Here is an 18234-nt window from a genome sequence, read left to right on the forward strand (position 1 = left end):
GGGACCGGGCAGCATATCAGGCAGCTAACGAGCGACAGACGAAAAAAAACGCAGCCAAGGCTGCGTTATTCTCAATTCAACCCCGGACGATCCGGGATCAAGGCGCACCTCGACTACTGTCGCTAATTAGCGGTAGTAGTTCGCGATGTCTTCATCATGGCGCCTTCCATTCCTGTGAACGGGTTGAACCGGGTACTGCGATACTGCGTTTGCTGCTGCTTACTGCCAAGCTACTTCTTGCTGCAATGCTTTTGGTAGGCTCGATTGGACTCGAACCAACGACCCCCACCATGTCAAGGTGGTGCTCTAACCAGCTGAGCTACGAGCCTACTGCCACACTACTGCCGCCTTACTTCATTACTTCATTACTTCTTTTTCTGCTGCACGCTAGTGCACTACCAGAATTGCTTACCACTGCGAATTCATTGGTAGGCTCGATTGGACTCGAACCAACGACCCCCACCATGTCAAGGTGGTGCTCTAACCAGCTGAGCTACGAGCCTAGCGAAAGCGCGAGTATAGCATCACTTTCTTTTCGCCTGCAAGACCCCTGCCACGTCTTCTATCAATCCGAGTGCGCGCTGCAACTGCGTCGCCTCCGACACCTCGGCCGTGAACTGCATGCGCGCCACGCCCTTGCTCGACAGCGTCTTCACGCCGGTAACATTGATCTTCTCGCGCGACAGCACTTCGGAGATATCGCGCAGCAGGCCTTGCCGGTCGACTGCCTCCACGTGGATGTCCACCGGATACACCGCATCGCTCTTCTTGCCCCACTCGGTCTGGATCACGCGCTCCGGCGCGCGCGCCGAAAGCTGGCAGAACGTGTGGCAGTTGCGGCGGTGAATGGAGACGCCGCGCCCGCGCGTGACGAAGCCGACGATATCGTCCGGCGGCGCCGGCTTGCAGCACCTGGACATCTGCGTCATCAGCGAGTCCACGCCCACCACCAGCACGCCGCTCTTGGCGCCACGCGCCACGCTGGTGGCGCGGCTCTTCTTGGTGACGGCCTCTTCCTCGCTCAGCGCGGTGACGGGCCCCGCGCCTTCCGGATGGCGCAGGGCCTGCTCCACATGGCGCAGGCTGAATTCTTCCTTGGCGACGGCAGCGAACAGGTCGTCCGGCGTCTTGAAGCCAAGCCGCGTGGCCAGGTCGTCGAGGTTGACCGCGGTCTTGCCTTCGCGCTGCAGCGACTTGTCGATCAGCGCCCGCCCCTGCGAAATGGTCTCCTGCGAGTCGAGCGCGTTGAACCAGGCCCGCACCTTGGCCCGCGCGCGCGGCGCGGCAAGATAGCCGAGCTCGGCGTTGAGCCAGTCGCGCGACGGCCCGCCCTGCTTGACGGCGATGATCTCCACCGTCTGCCCGTTCTTGAGCGGCGTATTGAGCGGCACCATGGTGCCGTCCGCGCGCGCGCCGCGGCAGCGGTGGCCCAGGTCGGTATGCAGGTAGTAGGCAAAGTCCACCGGCGTGGCGCCCTGCGGCAGCGCGACCACGCGCGCCTGCGGCGTCAGCACGTAGATGTGGTCGTCGATGGCGGCGTGCTTGAGCTGCTCCCACGATTCATCGTGCGCCACCGAGTGGTCGGCGTCGTCTTTCCAGGCCAGCAGCTGGCGCAGCCAGGCGATCTTCTCGTCGTAGCGCTCGCTGGCCGAGAACTGGCCGCTATAGCCCTTGGAACCGGCCTCCTTGTAGCGCCAGTGCGCCGCCACGCCGTACTCGGCGAAATGATGCATCTCCTGGGTGCGGATCTGCACCTCGAAGGCGCGCCCGTCGTCGCCGATCACCACCGTGTGCAGCGACTTGTAGCCGTTGGACTTGGGCCGGGAGATATAGTCATCGAACTCGCGCGGGATCGGCTGCCAGATATGGTGCACGATGCCCAGCACGGTGTAGCAATCCTTGATGTCGTCCACGATCACGCGGAAGGCGCGCACGTCGTAGAGGTCGGCAAAGTCGAGTTCCTTGCCGCGCATCTTCTTCCAGATGCTGTAGATATGCTTAGGCCGGCCCGTCACCTCGGCGCGGATGCCGGCCGTCTCGAGCTCGGATTGCAGCCGCGCGATGGCGCTGGCGATATAGCCCTCGCGCTCGATGCGCTTCTCGTCGAGCAGCCTGGCGATGCGCTTGTAGGTATCGGGCTGCTCGAAGCGGAATGCCAGGTCCTCCAGCTCCCACTTCATCTGCCAGATACCGAGCCGGTTGGCCAGCGGCGCGTAGATGTCCAGCGTTTCGCGCGCCACCCCGGGCAGCGGCTGCGCCTTGACCTGCGCCAGCCAGCGCAGCGTCTGCAGGCGCGAGGCCAGCCGCACCAGCACCACGCGGATATCCTGCGCGAAGGCAAGCAGCATCTTGCGCAGCGCTTCCACCTGTTCCTGGCGCGCGGCGATCTCGTCCTTGGTCGTTTCCGGCGCCCCGCTGTGGCCCACCGCGATGGCGCCGATGCGCAGCAGCTGGCGCACGCCCTTGACCAGCCGCGCGACTTCCTCGCCGAAGCGTGGCTCGATTTCCGCCTCGCAGCCAGGCACGAAGGCCGCCACCGCAAACAGGCACGCGGCGGCGCGCGCGGCATCGTCGACGCGCAGGCCGTCGAGCACCTTCAGCATGCCCTCGGCATGCGTCAGCACGGGCTCCCCGGTCGGCAGCAGCGCGGCGCTGCCGCGCTCGCGCACATAGGCCAGCGCCCGCTCCACCAGTCCGGCATCGGGCGTACCGGCAACCTGCCCGGTCAGGTCAGTCGACGTCACCATCTTGCAGCACCAGCCCTCACTTGAGCGCGGCGGTCACGACCACTTCGATCAGGTACTGCGGATTGGCCAGGCGCGCTTCCACCGTAGCGCGCGGCGGCGTGTGGCCCTGCACCACCCACTCGTCCCACACCTCGTTCATCTCGCCGATGTTGTCCACATTGGTAAGGAAGATCTGGCATGAGAGGATCCGGCTCTTGTCGCTGCCGGCTTCGTTGAGCAGCCGCTCGATATGGCCCAGCACCTCGCGGGTCTGGCCACGCAGGTCGGCGGCGGGATCGACTTCCGGCACCTGGCCGGCAAGGTAGACCACGCCGTTGTAGATCGCGTATTCGGACAGGCGCTTGCCCACGTGGGCGCGCTTCAGTTCATCGGTACTCATGGCAATACTCTGGTCTCTGATGCTTGGTTCATTCGCTTGAAAGGCGGCCGGCCCCGGCCGGCCTCAGGCCGCGCCCAGGAAAAACTGCTTGGCGATGGCCACCTGCGCCGGATCGATGAAGGTCGGCGCATGGCCCACATCCTGCACCTCCACGGCACTGACATTGCGCCCGCGCGCCACCATCTCGGCCACGGTCTCGCGCGTGAGCAGGTCGGACTGGGCGCCGCGCACCACCAGCGTCGGCGCCTGGATGGCCTCGAACATATGCCACAGCGCCGCCTCGCCCGCCGCCACCTGCTCGGGCGTGGTCTCGCGGAACGGCAGCGCCATCGCCGGATCGTAATGCAAGCCCCATTCCAGGCCTTCGGCGCCCTGCACCGGCTTGAGGATGGCGCCGTTGAGCTCGCGCCACTGCTCGGGCGTATGCCGGCCGAACGAGGCGCTGATGGTCTGCAGGTAGGCCAGGCCTTCCTCGAAGGTCTTGAAGCGCACCGGCAGGCCCAGGTAGGCGCCGATCCGCTCCACCGCCGAGGCCGCCAGGCGCGGGCCCACGTCGTTGAGCAGCAGCTTGCGCACCGGCGACTTGGGCAGGCCGGCCAGGCCCATGCCGATCAGCCCGCCCATCGAGGTGCCGAACCAGTCGACCTGCTCGACGTTGAGCCGCGCGATCAGCGTGATCATGTCCGACGCGTACTGCGGCACGACATAGCGGCGCGGATCGGCCAGCCAGTCCGAGCGGCCGCGCCCGACCACGTCGGGGCAGACCACGCGGTACTCACCGCACAGCGCGGCCGCCACGGTATCGAAATCGCGGCCGGTGCGCGTCAGGCCATGCACGCACATCAGGACACGGGGATTGGCGGGGTCGCCCCACTCGTGATACGCCATGCGGTGGAGCCCCGCCGGGCTGATGCACTGGACGAAGCCGAGGCGCGGACTGGCTGACATCTGAACTCCCTGGCAAGACGTTATCGAAGCAGCGCCGCCGGCAGGCGGCGCGCGATTGGGCAAAGCTGGATTGTACGCTGCAGCAGTTACAATGCCACAGCATCGGGCTGGCGCCGCCACGCATGCGCTGCCAGCGCGCGCAGCCGCGATCTTCGGACAACCACACTCCCGCGTCCATTACATTTTCCGACGGAGACATCCATGCTTGAAGGCAAGACGGCACTGGTCACTGGCTCGACCAGCGGTATCGGTCTGGGCATCGCGCAGGCGCTCGCCGCCCAAGGCGCCAATATCATCGTCAACGGCTTCGGCGACGCCGAGGCCGCCAAGCGCGAAATCGCGCAAGCCGGCGCGCAAGCCGGCGCGGGCATCCGCGTGGGCTACCACGGCGCCGACATGAGCAAGTCCGCCGAGATCGAGGACATGATGCGCTACGCCGAGGCGGAATTCGGCGGTGCCGACATCCTCGTCAACAACGCCGGCATCCAGCACGTCGCCAATATCGAGGATTTCCCGCCCGAGCGCTGGGATGCCATCATCGCCATCAACCTGACCTCCGCCTTCCACACCACGCGCCTGGCGCTGCCCGGCATGAAGCGCAAGGACTGGGGCCGCATCATCAATATCGCCTCCGTCCACGGCCTGGTGGCGTCGGCGCAGAAGTCGGCCTACGTGGCCGCCAAGCACGGCATCGTCGGCTTCACCAAGGTGACCGCGCTGGAGACCGCGCAGACCGGCGTTACCGCCAATGCGATCTGCCCGGGCTGGGTGCTGACCCCGCTGGTGCAAAAACAGGTGGAAGCGCGCGCGCAGAAGGACGGCATCCCGGTGGAACAGGCCAAGCAGGACCTGGTCATCGAGAAGCAGCCGTCCGGCCAGTTCGTCACGCCGGAGGAGCTCGGCGCGCTGGCGGTGTTCCTCTCCAGCGATGCCGCGCGCCAGGTGCGCGGCGTGGCCTGGAACATGGACGGCGGCTGGGTGGCGCAGTAAGCGCAGGGAGCCGCCATGCAAAGACGCCGCTTCATCGGGGCCCTGGCGACGGGCGCCACCGCCGCGCTTGCGCTGCGCGGCGCCCAGGCCGCGCCGGTGCTGGCCATCGAAGTCTTCAAGAACCCGGATTGCGGCTGCTGCGAAGGCTGGGTCGAGCACTTGCGGGCGAATGGCTTCGCCGTCACGGTGCGCAATGTGGACGATACGGAACCGCATCGCGCGCGGGCCGGCATTCCCGCGCGCTTCGGATCCTGCCACACCGGGCGCATCGCCGGCTACGGCATCGAGGGGCATGTGCCCGCGGCCGACATCAAGCGGCTGCTGGCCGCCAAGCCTGATGCCGCGGGCCTCGCGGTGCCGGGCATGCCGGTCGGCTCGCCGGGCATGGAACAAGGCCCGCGCAAGGACCCGTTCGACGTCCTGCTGATCCGCAGGGATGGCGCAGCCTCGGTCTTCGCCAGCTACAACCGGCGCAGCGCATAAGGCAAGAATGGCCGCGTCGCGGCCATTCCGGGGTGCGGGCGAGGCCCGTGCGAGCGCCATCTCCGCGCTGGTATGCTCCCCGCTCCCGCAAGCGGGAACGGGGAGACTACACATGGCATTGCTGCCATCGGCAGATCAGAGCAGCGTCGCGCCGGTCTTGCTCTGGATCTCTTCGCGGCTTACGCCAGGCGCCGTTTCCACCAGCTTGAGACCTGCATCGGTGATGTCGATCACGCCGAGGTCGGTGATGATGCGGTTGATCACGCCCACGCCCGTCAGCGGCAGGTTGCAGGACTTCAGGATCTTGATGTCTTCGCTGCCGTCCTTCTTCTTGGCGGTGTGCTCCATCAGCACCACCACACGGCCGACGCCGGCAACGAGGTCCATCGCGCCACCCATGCCCTTGACCATCTTGCCCGGGATCATCCAGTTGGCCAGGTCGCCGCGCTCGCTGACCTGCATCGCACCCAGGATGGCCAGGTTGATATGACCGCCGCGGATCATCGCGAACGAGTCCGCCGAGGAGAAGATCGACGAGCCCGGCAGCGTGGTCACGGTCTGCTTGCCGGCGTTGATCATGTCGGCGTCGACTTCCGCCTCGGTCGGGAACGGGCCGATGCCAAGCAGGCCGTTCTCGGATTGCAGCCACACCTCCATCCCTGCCGGGACGTGGTTTGCCACCAGGGTCGGCAGGCCGATACCCAGGTTGACGTAGAAGCCGTCCTGCAGTTCGGTCGCGGCGCGCGCCGCCATTTCGTCACGTGTCCATGCCATGATGTCTCTCCTCAGCTGGCGGCACGCACGGTGCGCTGCTCGATGCGTTTCTCGGGGGTGGCGTTCACCACGATGCGCTGCACGAAAATGCCCGGCGTATGGACCTCGTCCGGGTCCAGCGTGCCGGTCTCGACCAGGTGCTCGACCTCGACCAGGGTGACCTTGCCCGCCATCGCGCACATCGGGTTGAAGTTGCGCGCCGTGCGGCGGAATACCAGGTTGCCTGCGCGGTCCGCCTTGTAGGCCTTGACCAGCGCCACGTCGGCAGTCAGGGCGCGCTCCATCACGTATTGCTGCCCGTCGAACTCGCGGATTTCCTTGCCTTCCGCGACGATGGTGCCGACGCCGGTCTTGGTAAAGAAAGCCGGGATGCCCGAGCCGCCGGCGCGCAGCTTCTCGGCAAGCGTGCCCTGCGGCGTGAATTCCAGCTCCAGTTCACCGGCCAGGTACTGGCGCTCGAACTCCTTGTTCTCGCCCACGTAGGACGAGATCATCTTCCTGATCTGGCGCGTGGCGAGCAGCATGCCCAGGCCGAAGCCATCCACGCCGGCGTTGTTCGAGATGCAGGTTAGCTGCTTGGCGCCGCTGTCGCGCAGCGCCTCGATCAGAGCCTCGGGGATGCCGCACAGACCGAAGCCGCCGACCGCGATCGTCTGGCCGTCGCGGACGACGCCCGCGAGCGCCTCTGCGGCGCTGGCGTAGACCTTGTTCATCTTTATCTCCTTCCTCGGTGATTTTCCTGTCGCTGCGCCCGCCTTCCGGAGTGCCGCCGGCGAGCCACGCAGGGAAATTGTAACGGTACAATCGGGCGGAGATCGCCCGCTGCCCAACGTCCGACAGCATACGCATGGGCGGCATCCCGCGCCAATACGTAAAACTACATAAGCCAATGTCCGCCATCGACTACCAGACCGCCTTCCAGCTCGCCCCCGTCGGACTCGTGCTGTCGCGCGAGCGCGTGATAGAGGACTGCAACGACGAGCTGTGCCGCATCTTCGGCACCACGCGGCAGGCACTGCTCGGGGAATCGTTCCAGGTACTCTACCCCACCGCCGACGAATTCGAGCGCACCGGCGCACGGATCGTGCCGATCATGAACGCAAAGGGAGCCTACTCGGACGAGCGCATCATGAAGCGCGCCGGAGGCGAACTGTTCTGGTGCCACGTCACCGGCCGCTCGCTGGACCGACAGACTCCGCTTGGCGCGGGCATCTGGACCTTCGAGGATCTCTCGCAGAAGCGTCCCGTCACCGCCGAACTGACGGCGCGCGAGCGCGATATTGCCGCGCAGCTGGTGGACGGCAAGACCAGCAAGCAGATCGGCAAGCTGCTGTCGATCAGCCCGCGCACCGTGGACATCTACCGTGCGCGCCTGATGAAGAAATACGGGGCCCACACCGCGGTGGACCTGGTGCAGCGCCTGGTCAACCACTGAGCGGCGCGGTAGCGCCCCGCCCGGCCCTACGCCATCAGCGCCCGGATCGCCGCCGGTACCGGAACCGATTTTTCCGCCTCGTAGTCGCACCACACCACCTTGGCGCCGCCCTCGGCGTAGACCACGTCAGGCTGGTCCGTGCGGCGGATCTCCATGCGGGTCTCGAAGCTGGTGCGGCCCAGTTCGCCGGCGGACATGCGGCACTCGATGTCGCCGGGATAGCGCAGCTGCCGGATAAAGGTCATGTGCGCATTGATGATGACCGGGCCGTGGCCGGCGGCATCCTTGCCGCCATGCCCGAGCGACTCGAACCAGGCGATGCGCGCCTGTTCCAGGTAGCGGAAGTAGACCGTGTTGTTGACATGGCCCATGGCGTCCATGTCGCCCCACCGGATGGGCATGCGCAGAGTGAATACGGGTTTCATGGCCGCTAGCCTACCACCCGTGGCGCGTTGCTTCCATCGGCCAAAGCGATGATTCCAGGCCTCAGCCGCCGCTCAGGCGGGTGTGCGCGGGCAATTCGAATGGCGTATCGGGCGGCAGGTAGGCAGACGCGCTGGGACGTGGCCAGCCCTCGAAGGCGCCGGACTCCGGCGCCTCGTCGTCGCCGGCCGGATCGACGGCAACGCCGTAGTGCCCGAAATCGTTGCGGCTGGCCACGGCTCGCGCCGGCACCGGCCGCGGCCGCATCGGCAACCGGGGCTCGACCTGCGGCGCATTCGCGGCGGGGGCGGCGGCACCGAGTGGGACGGGAGGCCGGGCGGCGGCGGCAAATGCCGAAACCAGCGGCGACACGGCCGCAACGGCCGCGACGGCCTCGGGGACGAAGGACGGGACAGCTTCCGGCTCGCCCTGCGCCACGGGCACCGGCACCGGCGATTGCGGGGCAACCACAGCCGGCGTCTCCGGGGCAGCCACAGCCGGCGCCTGCTTCGTCAGGACGGCCGGCGAGGCTTCGTCGCGCAACGCCACGCTGGCAAGCCAGGCCACCAGCACCAGCATGCCCCCGCCCAGGGTGCCGGCCACCAGGCTGCGCTGCCGCGCCAGGCGCAGCACGCGTGCCTGGCGCGGTCCGGCTTCCGCCAGATGCCGCCTGACGGCGGCGGTGCGCATGGCCTCAAGCGACTCGCGCACCGCGAAATTCGTACCCCACGGCGGCGGCACGTCATGGCTTGCCGGCAACGGCGAGGCGCCGGAAGCCGGGCTGGAAGCTCGGTTGGCAGCTGGACTGGTGACAGATCTGGCGAGAGAGCTGGAACGGGACACGGCGTACCCCCTGGAGCGCGATGGCGACACAGTCTCGCCGGCCCGTCCGGAAGAAACTGTCAGCGCAGGATCTTAGGCCCGCGACGACGGCATGCGATTCGGACGAAACGCATTCTGGCTGGGGAAAATTCGGAAAACGCCGCCAGCGGAGGACGGCTTCGGCATCAGCCGCAGGGGAGGCGGGATGGGCTCCACCCGCGGCGCCACCGGCGGCAAGTCCGGCGGATCGGGACGAACTGCCGGCAGCCCGCGCCACAGGTGGCGGGCGGCCCGGCCGCTCAGTGGCGCGGCTGGCGGCTGCCGTGCGCCGGCGGCGAGGCCAGGCCAGAATCCACCAGCGAAGACTCCATGCGGCGGATCTGCTGCTGCAACTGATCCAGACGGACGCGCGAAGCACGGCTCTCGACTTCGGCGCTCTGCACTTCGGCACGGTTGGCCTGCTGCTCTTCGGCAATGCGCTGGCGCTGGGCCTGCATCACCCGCAGGTCTTCATTGAGGGCGTTGGCACGCGCCTCGGTGTCCTGCAAGGCACGGTCATAGGCACGCTTCTGCGATGCCAGCACCTGGCGCCGGATATCATCGCTGGCCCAGGCCGCGCTCTGCCTGGTCACCTGGCGGTAAGCCTGCTCGGCGGCGCCGATCGACTCGAAGCGGAAGACCCGCCACAGATTCTTCTGATAGAACAGCGCCACGTAGCACACCACCTGATCGTCGGCCAGCATCAGGGTGGTGCCGTAGTCGCCGTTGTAGCTGGTGCGCAGCTCGCGCACGGTGCGGTCGCGCAAGCGCTGCTGCAGTTCGGACACCAGCCCCAGCGAGGCAGACGACGCCTGCAGGTTGTCGGCCGGTGCCGCACCCGCGCCCAGCGACGCTGCCGATGCCGTTACGGGCTCGACGGCCGCCAGCACGCCAGCGGCGGACATCGACAACGCCAGGCCGATCAGGCTGGCTAGCAAGGGGGCGCGGCGGGAGTTGTTCAACATGGCGTTCCGGCTTGGACTGGGCGAGGGTTCGGGTTCTGGGACATAACCATGGCGGCAAAGCCACGGCAGCATGCCAAGGACACCGTCGCGACCGCGATGATGCGCCACGCGCACACGGTCACCGGCGAATTCTAGCAAGCATGTGTATTAACGGCCGCGTTTTGTCACGCTTGATAGCAAATGCAGCCTTACCTCGCAACAAAAAAGGGGGGAAGCGTCAGCCTCCCCCCCTTTGGACCAAACCTTTGGACCAAGCATGAACGACCGTTGCGCTCAGCGCTTGGCGATCGAGGCTTCCGCCTTGGCCACCAGGTCGGTACCGATCTGCTTCTTCCACTTGTCGTAGACCTTGGCGGTCGCCTTGCGGAAAGCGTCGTGCTCGGCCGGCGTCAGCTGGGTCACCTTCACGCCATGGGTCTCCATGTCCTTCCAGGCCGGGGCGCCGGCTTCCACCAGGCCCTTGCGCGCCAGTGCCGTCTCCTGCTTGCCGGCGTCGATGGCAGCAAGCCTGACGATCTCGCGGTCGGCCGGGGTCCAGCTTTCCCAGATCTGCTTGTTGACCACGAAGATCAGCGGGTCGGCCACGTAGCCCCAGGTGGTGACGAATTTCTGGCCCACGGTGTAGAGCTTGGCGGCGGCGAACACCGACTGCGGGTTCTCCTGGCCGTCCACCGCGCCCGAAGCCATGGCCGGCTGCGCATCGGCCCAGCTCATCTGCGTCGGGTTGGCGCCCAGTGCGTTGAAGGTCTCGATGTACAGCGGCGAGCCCACCACGCGCAGCTTCATGCCCTTGAGATCTTCCGGCTTGCGGATCTCATGCTTGGAGTTGGAGACTTCGCGGAAGCCGTTCTCGCCCCAGGCCAGCGGCACCACGCCGGCCTTGTCCAGCGTGGCGAAGATCGACTTGCCGACATCGCCTTGCGTGAGCGCGTCCAGCGCCTTGTAGTCCGGCATCAGGAACGGCAGCGAGAACAGGTTCAGTTCCCTGACCTGGGGCGACCAGTTGATGGTCGAGCCTACCGCCATGTCGATCACGCCCTGGCGGATCGCCGAGAACTCGCGGGTCTGGTCGCCGGCCACCAGCGAAGTACCCGGGTAGAGCTTGATATTGATGCGGCCGCTGGTGCGCTGGCGCACCAGGTCGGCCCAGATCTCGCCGCCCTTGCCCCACGGGAACGCGGGACCGAGCACCAGCGACATCTTGTATTCGGACTTGTAGCTCTGCGCCATGGCGCCAGCGGGCGCGAGGGCAGCGGCGGCGATGGTGGCTGCCAGCGACAGCATCAGGGCACGACGTTTCATCTGTTCTCTCCTCTCAGGATGTGTTGTGCGTTTCTTATGTACTGCTCCAGCACTGCCCGCGGATGGCGGCCGGGGCAGCATCGCCGCCCCGTCGCAACACGGTCAATGCCGCTCAATAACCGAGACGGTCCGGCAGCCAGGTCGCCAGCGGCGGATAGGCCAGCACCATCAGCATGGCGATGAACATGGCCAGCAGCATCCAGACCACCCAGGGCACGGTCTCTTCCATGCGCACGCGCGCGATCCGGCACGAGACCATCAGGTTCACCGCCAGCGGCGGCGTGAACTGCCCCAGCGCCACCTTGAGCGTGAGCACCACGCCGAACCACACCGGGTTCCAGTGGAAGGCGTTGGCGATCGGCAGCAGCAGCGGCACGAAGATCAGGAAGATCGAGATGCCGTCGAGGAACATCCCCACCGTCATCAGCAAGGCCACGATCAGCGCCAGCACGCCGTACTCGCCCAGGCCGGAATGCGCGATGGCATTGGCCAGCGGATCGATCACGCCGAGCGTGGACAGCGCATAGGCGAAGATGCCGGCCAGCGCCACCACCAGCAAGATCACCGCGGAGGTCTCCGCCGCCTCCTGGAAGATCACGAAGAGGTCGCGCATGCCGATGCTGCGGTAGATCACCATGCCGACGAACAGGCCGTACACCACCGCCACCACGGCGGCCTCGGTCGGCGTGAACCAGCCCGCGCGCATGCCGCCCAGGATCAGGAACGGCGCGACCAGGCCCCAGGCCGCCTCGCGCAGGCTCTTCCAGAACGGCGGGCGCGGCAAGCCGGCCTCGATGGCGCCCATATTGTGCTTGCGCGCCAGCCACACCGCCGGCACGATCAGCGCCAAGCCGGCCAGGATGCCGGGGATCATGCCGGCGGCAAACAGTGCCGGCACCGAGGCGCCGGGCACCAGCACGCTGTAGATGATGAAGGCCACCGAGGGCGGGATCAGGATGTCGGTAGCGGCGGCCGCGCCGACCACGGCCGCGCTGTACGCGCCGGGATAGCCCGCGCGCGACATCGCCGCGATCATCACGCCGCCCACCGCCGCCGCGTTGGCCGGGCCGGAGCCCGAGATGCCGCCCAGGAACATCGCCACCAGGATCGCCACCAGCGGCAGCATGCCGGGGCCGCGGCCGACGATGGCAATGGCGAAGGTGACCAGCCGCTGCGCCACGCCGGAGCGGTCGAAGATCGAGCCGACCAGCACGAACATCGGGATGGCCAGCAAGGGATACTTGGCCAGCCCGGCGTAGAAATTCTGCGGCACGGCCAGCAGGCCGAACATCTGCGTGTCGAGGTTGGACAGGCCGATCGCCACCAGGCCGCCAAGGCCCAGCGAGACGCCGATCGGCACCCCGAGCATCATCAGCCCGAGGAACACCACGAACAAGGTAATCGCAACGAGAGTCATGGCGCGGACTCCGACGCCGGCGCGCCATTGACGCGCTGCGCATGCAGCGCCCTGAGCGCGCGCAGGTTGCGCGCCGCCAGGCCCAACGCCCGCAATGCGATGGCCCCCGACAGCACCGGCAGCCAGACCGAGTACCACCAGCTCGGGATGCCGATGCCGGGCGACGTTTCGCCGAAGGCGTACTCGTCCCACGTCACGCGCGCGCCCAGCACCGCCAGCGCGACGAACATGACCGCCACCATCAGTGCCGAGAACACGCCAAGGCGCCGTTGCCGCGCCGCGCTGCCGCGCTCGAAGAAGAACTCGATGCGGATATTGCGGTCGCGCGCCACCGCCGCGCTGCCGGCCACCAGGGCCAGCACGATCATCAGGAAGACCGAGAATTCCTCGGTCCAGGCAAACGATTCGTCGGTGAAATAGCGCACCACCACATTGGCGAACGTGATGCACACCAGCAGCGCCATGACGATCACGCCGATCCAGTCCTCGATGCGCGGCGGGACCCTGAAACCGATGTCGCCGCCGTCCGTGGTGTTTTCCAGTGGCTGGCTGGCACCAGCTTCGTCCGGCACGGCCGTGACGTGTTGCGGGCCGGCATCGCGCCGCCCCTCCCTGTCTGCTTGCATCTCCCCGGCCTCCGGTCCGGTCCGCGCGGCACGCCGGCCGCTTGCGGATTTTCTTCTGAATTATGTAAAGACTTAATCTCAAGACATGGCGGATTATGCCAAGTCTGCGCAACATGGGGGAATTTTTACGCCCGCCAGCGACCGCAGGCCGGGCTGCCGCCAGGCCATTCGCGCCTCGCGCCCAAGGGGACCGGATAAGCCCTGGGCCGGGAAAACGCGCGTCCCGCCCGCACTTCTGGCGCGCAGCGGGACCGGCCTGGCAGGACGCGGGCGAAGCCGCCCGCGTCCGCTTACACCATGCCGTCGTCGGCGGTGATCACCGCGCCGTTGATGAACTGCGACTGGTCGGAGGCCAGCAGCAGCAGCAGGCCATCGAGATCTTCCGGCTTGCCCACGCGCTTGCGCGGCAGCATCTGGATCAGCTTCTGGCCGGCATCGGTATCCCAGTGATGGTGATTGATGTCGGTATCGATATAGCCCGGGCAGATCGCATTGACGTTGATGCCGTGGCGCGCCCATTCGAGCGCCATGGCCTTGGTCATGTGCACCACCGACGCCTTGCTCATGCAGTACACGCCGATCTGCGACAGCACCTTGAGCCCCGCCACCGAGGCGATGTTCACGATGCGCGACTGCGGCAGCGGATTGCCGTTCTTCTCGGCGCCCTTGGCGCGCGCGATCATGCGCTTTGCCACTTCCTGCGCCACGAAGAAAGCGCCGCGCGTGTTGGTGTCGAAGACGAAATCGAAGTCGTCCGGCGTCACATCAGTCAGCTTCTGCGTGGTGGAGACGCCCGAATTGTTGACCAGGATATCGATCGCGCCGGCCTCGGTCTCGGCGTGCGCCACCGCGGCGCGGATGCTGTCCGGATCGGTCACGTCAAGCCGCACCACATGGGCGCTGCCGCCTTCGGCCTCGATCGCGGCGCGCAGCTCCTTGAGACGCTCGGTACGGCGCGATGCCAGTATCACCTTGGCGCCCGCGGCCGCCATGACGTGGGCAAAGCGCGTGCCCAGACCGCTCGAAGCGCCCGTTACCAGCGCAACCTTGCCTTCCAGATTGATCGACAAACCCATGATGACCTCTATATTCGGAGCCCCCGCCGTCACCTGCCATGGCCCGGGCCGGGGGGCGCTCCTCACGAAAACTGCCTGGCAAAACGAAAGGCAGCATATCAAAAAAAAGAACGGTCGTTCCAAAAAAAATCTTGCCTGACCATGGCGAGTCCCGGACAATGCCGGAGATTCTAAGAACTCGGGCCTCAAAGGGAAAGAGGAAAAACGCGCAGATGGCCGCGATTGGCTCTGCGCCACCACTTTCCGCGTCGCCTTGACCGGCCCGGCCACCGCATTCCCCGAATCACCGCACACGGATTTCCCACAATTGCGCGCAAGTTGCCAAGAATAGAGGGTTAGAGACAATGAATCAGCAGCAGCTCCTGGAGCAATACGGCCCCCGCGAGGCCATGGAATACGACGTTGTCATCGTCGGCGGCGGTCCCGCCGGCCTGGCAACCGCCATCCGCCTGAAGCAACTCGCCCAGGAGAAAGGCAACGACGTCAACGTATGCGTGCTGGAAAAAGGCTCCGAGCCCGGCGCCCATATCCTGTCCGGCGCCATCATGGACCCGCGCGCGCTGAACGAGTTGTTCCCCAACTGGAAGGAACTGGGCGCGCCGCTGAACCAGCCCGTGACCGAGGACAAGTTCCTGTTCCTCGATGAAACCGGCGCCAAGGGCGCCCCGCTGCTGCCCGACTGCTTCCAGAACCACGGCAACTATATCGTCAGCCTGTCGAACTTCGTGCGCTGGCTCGGCCAGCAGGCCGAAGCGCTCGGCATCGAGATTTTCCCGGGCTTCCCGGCCGCCGAAGTGCTCTACAACGAGGACGGCTCGGTCAAGGGCGTGGCCACCGGCAACATGGGGATCGACAAGGACGGCGAGCCCACCGAGAACTTCCAGCTCGGCATGGAGCTGCACGCCAAGTACACCATCTTCGCCGAAGGCGCGCGCGGCCACCTCGGCAAGCAATTGATCGCCCACTTCAAGCTCGACGACGGCAAGGACCCGCAGAGCTACGGCATCGGCCTGAAGGAGCTGTGGGAGATCGATCCCGCCAAGCACCAGCCCGGCCTGGTGGTGCACACCGCCGGCTGGCCGCTGGACCCGGCCACCTACGGCGGCTCCTTCCTCTACCACATGGAAGACAACAAGGTGGCGGTCGGCTTCGTGGTCGGCCTGGACTACACCAATCCCTGGCTGTCGCCGTTCGAGGAATTCCAGCGCTTCAAGACCCACCCGGAGATCCGCAAGTACTTCGAAGGCGGCAAGCGCATCGGCTACGGCGCGCGCGCCATCACCGCCGGCGGCCTGCTGTCGCTGCCCAAGACCGTGTTCCCGGGCGGCGCGCTGGTCGGCTGCGACGCCGGCTACCTGAACGCGTCGCGCATCAAGGGCAGCCACGCCGCCATCAAGACCGGCATGATGGCCGCCGAAGCCGCCTACGACGCCCTGCAGGCCGGCCGCCAGCACGACGAGCTGACAGCCTACCCGGTGGCGTTCGAGAACAGCTGGCTGCACAAGGAACTGCTGCAGGCCAAGAACTTCAAGCAGTGGTTCAAGAAGGGCCGCACCACCGCCACGCTGATGACCGGCATCGAGCAATGGCTGCTGCCCAAGCTTGGCATCCGCAACCCGCCCTGGACCATCCACCGCACCAAGCCGGACCACGTCTACCTCAAGCCAGCCGCCGAATGCGAGCAGATCGCCTATCCGAAGCCGGATGGCAAGCTGACCTTCGACCGCCTCAGCTCGGTGTTCATCAGCAACACCAACCACGAGGAAAACCAGCCGGCCCACCTGACGCTGAAGGACGCCAGCGTGCCGGTCAACGTCAACTGGGACAAGTTCGCCGGCCCTGAGAGCCGCTACTGCCCGGCCGGCGTGTACGAGTTCGTCAAGAACGACGACGGCAAGGAACGCCTGCAGATCAATGCGCAGAACTGCGTGCACTGCAAGACCTGCGACATCAAGGACCCCACGCAGAACATCGTGTGGGTGACGCCGGAAGGCGGCGGCGGCCCGAACTACGTGGGCATGTAAGCCAGCGCGGCGCCCCCTTGCCTTCGGGCCCCGGGGCGCGGCAACAAAAAAACGGCACCGTAACCCGGTGCCGTTTTTTGTTGGCGGGATAACTGGCCCGGCCGCCTCAGGCCCTCGATGCCTGCGTCTGCGGCAACGTCAGTGAATCGTGGAAGAGCGGCCTGTCCTCGGAGGCTTCCCCCATCCACCCGATCACATCCGCCACGCCGGCGATCAGGCTCACCAGAGCCGGGCCGGCCAGCGGCACCTGGCCGATGCCGTCGATCAACTCCAGCACCGCCTCGGCCACACCACCACGGCCTTGCGCGCCGATCGCGGTACGCGTCGCCACCTCGTCCGGCGACATGGCAATCACGCCACCGGCCGCCGGCATGGCAACGGCAAACAGGCAAGCCGCGGCAAGCGCGCACAGGCGCGCGCCGCAACGAATATTGCGCTTCATACGGTCTCCTGTCGGGCGCGGCGACGACCAAGGCCGGCAGGCCCGTCCGCGCCCCTGTTTTTCTGCTGCGAGCAGTAAAGACGAAGCGCGCGTTGGCGGCAAGATGGCGCGTTAGGCGGTTGACTCCAAACGCCGGCATGAACGGGCCGGCGGCACTGCGCCATCAGGCCGGGACCTGCATGCTGGCGCTGGTCAGCAACTGCTCGTAGATATAGCACTGCAGCAGGGTCAGCTCGCGCTCGCCCAGCACGTCGAAGGCCACGCCGAACACCGGGAAGCCGGAAGCGGCGGAGATCGGGGTCGCGTTGCGCGCCACGCCATCGACCATGATCTCGCTGTCGAGCGCGGCGGTCCGCAAGTGGAAGCACAGCCGCACCGGCGTGCCGGGCGCGGGCACGGCATCGGCGGCCTCGATCTGCGCGCCGCCGGTGCTGAGGTCGGTCAGCATCACCAGCCGCGACGCCTTGCGCTCGTGCGGCGCGCCGGCCTCTTCAGCGGCGCCCTCCTCTGCGCTCCCCGGGTCCACCATATAGGCAGCCAGCCGTGTCGGCACGCGGGTTGCCTTGCGCACCGGCAACTGCTGCATCTGCGCCGGCGCGGACAAGACCAGATAGCGGAACGGACTGCGGCAGATCGCGGTCACCGTGCATTCGAAGCTGAGAATGGCGTGGCCGGAGAAGCCACGCAGCAGCACGGTTTCCCCCGGCTTCATCTGCAGCTCCTTGCCGCCCAGCTGCGGCCAGGTCACGAACATGCCCTGGTCGACAAAGCCGATCAGGCGGCTGGCCGCCGCGCGGCCGACATGGCCCTGGGTCTTGATCTGCAGCAGCGTGCCGACCTGCAGGCCAAAGGGCCCGGCGCTGGCCTGGCGCTCGTTGTCGGCGGGTTCGCCGGGTTCGTCCGCGGGCCGGCAGACCGCGCCGTGGCGGAACACCAGCGCGACGTCGCGATCCTCGGGGATCACGCTGCCGCTGCCGAGCACGAGGTTTCCGCTTTCGTCCAGCAAGGACCAGGGCAACGGCTGGCCAACCGGGAGATCGTCAGGAGTAAGTGCAATCATGGGAAGCAGCGGTAGACGCCCATCTGTGGGACGTGACAGATCCAACGGCAAGCCGGCGGGACGCATGCCCCCCGGCCGCCACCTAGCGAAGCGCTCAGCGCGTGATGCGGCTGCCCGGGGCCGCCGCCAAACCGCGCGGGCGGACCGCCATGCAGGCGTCCGCGATGTCCCAGGTGAATAGCGCATCTCATCTGACTTGCTATCGGCCGCCGCCGGAAAACCTTGAGCACCGGCTTGCACCGCATCAGCCTTGCGCCTTGACGCCGGCCGGCTTTCCGCCGA

At 66.9% G+C, this 18234-nt stretch carries 18 protein-coding genes and 2 tRNA genes; 4 read left to right on the forward strand and 16 right to left on the reverse strand.

What is annotated here, in order from left to right:
- Window positions 1-252: 252 nt before the first annotated feature.
- The 5 genes from AC1DKV_RS06515 to AC1DKV_RS06535 all read right to left on the reverse strand — a co-directional run bounded on the left by AC1DKV_RS06515 (window position 253) and on the right by AC1DKV_RS06535 (window position 4074).
- A tRNA-Val gene (locus AC1DKV_RS06515) sits at window positions 253-329 on the reverse strand.
- Between the two features lie 97 nt (window positions 330-426).
- Window positions 427-503, reverse strand: a tRNA-Val gene (locus AC1DKV_RS06520).
- Window positions 504-524: 21 nt separating this feature from the next.
- Window positions 525-2747: a RelA/SpoT family protein gene (locus tag AC1DKV_RS06525; RefSeq protein ID WP_441616425.1), complete on the reverse strand. Its 2223-nt coding sequence runs from the start codon at window positions 2745-2747 to the stop codon at window positions 525-527.
- Between the two features lie 16 nt (window positions 2748-2763).
- Window positions 2764-3126 (reverse strand): RidA family protein, encoded by a 363-nt coding sequence (locus tag AC1DKV_RS06530; RefSeq protein ID WP_441616427.1) that lies wholly within the window; start codon window positions 3124-3126, stop codon window positions 2764-2766.
- Between the two features lie 63 nt (window positions 3127-3189).
- Window positions 3190-4074 (reverse strand): alpha/beta fold hydrolase, encoded by an 885-nt coding sequence (locus tag AC1DKV_RS06535; protein WP_441616429.1) that lies wholly within the window; start codon window positions 4072-4074, stop codon window positions 3190-3192.
- Window positions 4075-4275: 201 nt separating this feature from the next.
- Between AC1DKV_RS06535 and AC1DKV_RS06540 the strand changes: the two genes are divergently transcribed.
- Together AC1DKV_RS06540 and AC1DKV_RS06545 are read left to right on the forward strand one after the other, a co-directional pair.
- Complete coding sequence (locus AC1DKV_RS06540) at window positions 4276-5064, forward strand: 3-hydroxybutyrate dehydrogenase (protein WP_441616431.1); 789 nt, start codon at window positions 4276-4278, stop codon at window positions 5062-5064.
- Window positions 5065-5079: 15 nt separating this feature from the next.
- Entirely contained in the window at window positions 5080-5547 is a 468-nt protein-coding gene (locus AC1DKV_RS06545; RefSeq protein ID WP_441616433.1) for a DUF411 domain-containing protein, read from the forward strand.
- Between the two features lie 135 nt (window positions 5548-5682).
- Here AC1DKV_RS06545 and AC1DKV_RS06550 read toward each other — a convergent pair whose 3' ends face one another.
- Together AC1DKV_RS06550 and AC1DKV_RS06555 are read right to left on the reverse strand one after the other, a co-directional pair.
- Window positions 5683-6321 (reverse strand): CoA transferase subunit B, encoded by a 639-nt coding sequence (locus tag AC1DKV_RS06550; RefSeq protein ID WP_441616435.1) that lies wholly within the window; start codon window positions 6319-6321, stop codon window positions 5683-5685.
- A gap of 11 nt (window positions 6322-6332) precedes the next feature.
- On the reverse strand, window positions 6333-7034 hold the full coding sequence (locus AC1DKV_RS06555) for a CoA transferase subunit A (RefSeq protein ID WP_441616437.1): 702 nt from the start codon (window positions 7032-7034) through the stop codon (window positions 6333-6335).
- Window positions 7035-7210: 176 nt separating this feature from the next.
- Here AC1DKV_RS06555 and AC1DKV_RS06560 point away from each other — a divergent pair, with 176 nt between their 5' ends.
- Entirely contained in the window at window positions 7211-7756 is a 546-nt protein-coding gene (locus AC1DKV_RS06560; RefSeq protein ID WP_441616438.1) for a PAS domain-containing protein, read from the forward strand.
- 26 nt (window positions 7757-7782) lie between these two features.
- Here AC1DKV_RS06560 and AC1DKV_RS06565 read toward each other — a convergent pair whose 3' ends face one another.
- From AC1DKV_RS06565 to AC1DKV_RS06595, 7 genes are all read right to left on the reverse strand, one after another.
- Window positions 7783-8181: an acyl-CoA thioesterase gene (locus AC1DKV_RS06565; protein ID WP_441616440.1), complete on the reverse strand. Its 399-nt coding sequence runs from the start codon at window positions 8179-8181 to the stop codon at window positions 7783-7785.
- A 61-nt stretch (window positions 8182-8242) separates the two neighbouring features.
- A complete protein-coding gene (locus AC1DKV_RS06570) occupies window positions 8243-8890 on the reverse strand; it encodes a hypothetical protein (RefSeq protein WP_441616442.1) in 648 nt (215 codons plus the stop codon).
- 410 nt (window positions 8891-9300) lie between these two features.
- The gene (locus AC1DKV_RS06575; protein WP_441616444.1) at window positions 9301-10005 is read right to left on the reverse strand and encodes a DUF2968 domain-containing protein; all 705 of its coding nucleotides are present in this window, start codon (window positions 10003-10005) and stop codon (window positions 9301-9303) included.
- Between the two features lie 273 nt (window positions 10006-10278).
- Window positions 10279-11307, reverse strand: coding sequence for a DctP family TRAP transporter solute-binding subunit (locus AC1DKV_RS06580; protein WP_441616446.1), 1029 nt, complete (start codon window positions 11305-11307; stop codon window positions 10279-10281).
- Window positions 11308-11419: 112 nt separating this feature from the next.
- On the reverse strand, window positions 11420-12724 hold the full coding sequence (locus tag AC1DKV_RS06585) for a TRAP transporter large permease (RefSeq protein WP_441616448.1): 1305 nt from the start codon (window positions 12722-12724) through the stop codon (window positions 11420-11422).
- A complete protein-coding gene (locus AC1DKV_RS06590; RefSeq protein ID WP_441616450.1) occupies window positions 12721-13350 on the reverse strand; it encodes a TRAP transporter small permease in 630 nt (209 codons plus the stop codon). Before AC1DKV_RS06590 ends, AC1DKV_RS06585 begins: the two co-directional genes overlap by 4 nt.
- A 290-nt stretch (window positions 13351-13640) precedes the next feature.
- The gene (locus AC1DKV_RS06595) at window positions 13641-14426 is read right to left on the reverse strand and encodes an SDR family oxidoreductase (protein ID WP_441616452.1); all 786 of its coding nucleotides are present in this window, start codon (window positions 14424-14426) and stop codon (window positions 13641-13643) included.
- A 344-nt stretch (window positions 14427-14770) separates the two neighbouring features.
- Between AC1DKV_RS06595 and AC1DKV_RS06600 the strand changes: the two genes are divergently transcribed.
- Complete coding sequence (locus AC1DKV_RS06600) at window positions 14771-16450, forward strand: electron transfer flavoprotein-ubiquinone oxidoreductase (protein WP_441616454.1); 1680 nt, start codon at window positions 14771-14773, stop codon at window positions 16448-16450.
- A gap of 106 nt (window positions 16451-16556) precedes the next feature.
- Here the strand turns inward: AC1DKV_RS06600 and AC1DKV_RS06605 are convergent, their stop codons facing one another.
- Window positions 16557-16892: a hypothetical protein gene (locus AC1DKV_RS06605; protein ID WP_441616456.1), complete on the reverse strand. Its 336-nt coding sequence runs from the start codon at window positions 16890-16892 to the stop codon at window positions 16557-16559.
- Between the two features lie 163 nt (window positions 16893-17055).
- The gene (locus AC1DKV_RS06610) at window positions 17056-17952 is read right to left on the reverse strand and encodes a flagellar brake protein (protein ID WP_441616458.1); all 897 of its coding nucleotides are present in this window, start codon (window positions 17950-17952) and stop codon (window positions 17056-17058) included.
- Between the last annotated feature and the right edge of the window lie 282 nt (window positions 17953-18234).

The organism is Cupriavidus sp. 05T41 (assembly GCF_056396525.1).

Excerpts from the sequence above, each read along its gene's own strand:
- AC1DKV_RS06525 (WP_441616425.1), bottom strand. The coding sequence starts at position 2,747 with ATGGTGACGTCGACTGACCTGACCGGGCAGGTTGCCGGTACGCCCGAT.
- AC1DKV_RS06530 (WP_441616427.1), bottom strand. The coding sequence starts at position 3,126 with ATGAGTACCGATGAACTGAAGCGCGCCCACGTGGGCAAGCGCCTGTCC.
- AC1DKV_RS06535 (WP_441616429.1), bottom strand. The coding sequence starts at position 4,074 with ATGTCAGCCAGTCCGCGCCTCGGCTTCGTCCAGTGCATCAGCCCGGCG.
- AC1DKV_RS06540 (WP_441616431.1), top strand. The coding sequence starts at position 4,276 with ATGCTTGAAGGCAAGACGGCACTGGTCACTGGCTCGACCAGCGGTATC.
- AC1DKV_RS06545 (WP_441616433.1), top strand. The coding sequence starts at position 5,080 with ATGCAAAGACGCCGCTTCATCGGGGCCCTGGCGACGGGCGCCACCGCC.
- AC1DKV_RS06550 (WP_441616435.1), bottom strand. The coding sequence starts at position 6,321 with ATGGCATGGACACGTGACGAAATGGCGGCGCGCGCCGCGACCGAACTG.
- AC1DKV_RS06555 (WP_441616437.1), bottom strand. The coding sequence starts at position 7,034 with ATGAACAAGGTCTACGCCAGCGCCGCAGAGGCGCTCGCGGGCGTCGTC.
- AC1DKV_RS06560 (WP_441616438.1), top strand. The coding sequence starts at position 7,211 with ATGTCCGCCATCGACTACCAGACCGCCTTCCAGCTCGCCCCCGTCGGA.
- AC1DKV_RS06565 (WP_441616440.1), bottom strand. The coding sequence starts at position 8,181 with ATGAAACCCGTATTCACTCTGCGCATGCCCATCCGGTGGGGCGACATG.
- AC1DKV_RS06575 (WP_441616444.1), bottom strand. The coding sequence starts at position 10,005 with ATGTTGAACAACTCCCGCCGCGCCCCCTTGCTAGCCAGCCTGATCGGC.
- AC1DKV_RS06580 (WP_441616446.1), bottom strand. The coding sequence starts at position 11,307 with ATGAAACGTCGTGCCCTGATGCTGTCGCTGGCAGCCACCATCGCCGCC.
- AC1DKV_RS06585 (WP_441616448.1), bottom strand. The coding sequence starts at position 12,724 with ATGACTCTCGTTGCGATTACCTTGTTCGTGGTGTTCCTCGGGCTGATG.
- AC1DKV_RS06590 (WP_441616450.1), bottom strand. The coding sequence starts at position 13,350 with ATGCAAGCAGACAGGGAGGGGCGGCGCGATGCCGGCCCGCAACACGTC.
- AC1DKV_RS06595 (WP_441616452.1), bottom strand. The coding sequence starts at position 14,426 with ATGGGTTTGTCGATCAATCTGGAAGGCAAGGTTGCGCTGGTAACGGGC.
- AC1DKV_RS06600 (WP_441616454.1), top strand. The coding sequence starts at position 14,771 with ATGAATCAGCAGCAGCTCCTGGAGCAATACGGCCCCCGCGAGGCCATG.
- AC1DKV_RS06605 (WP_441616456.1), bottom strand. The coding sequence starts at position 16,892 with ATGAAGCGCAATATTCGTTGCGGCGCGCGCCTGTGCGCGCTTGCCGCG.
- AC1DKV_RS06610 (WP_441616458.1), bottom strand. The coding sequence starts at position 17,952 with ATGATTGCACTTACTCCTGACGATCTCCCGGTTGGCCAGCCGTTGCCC.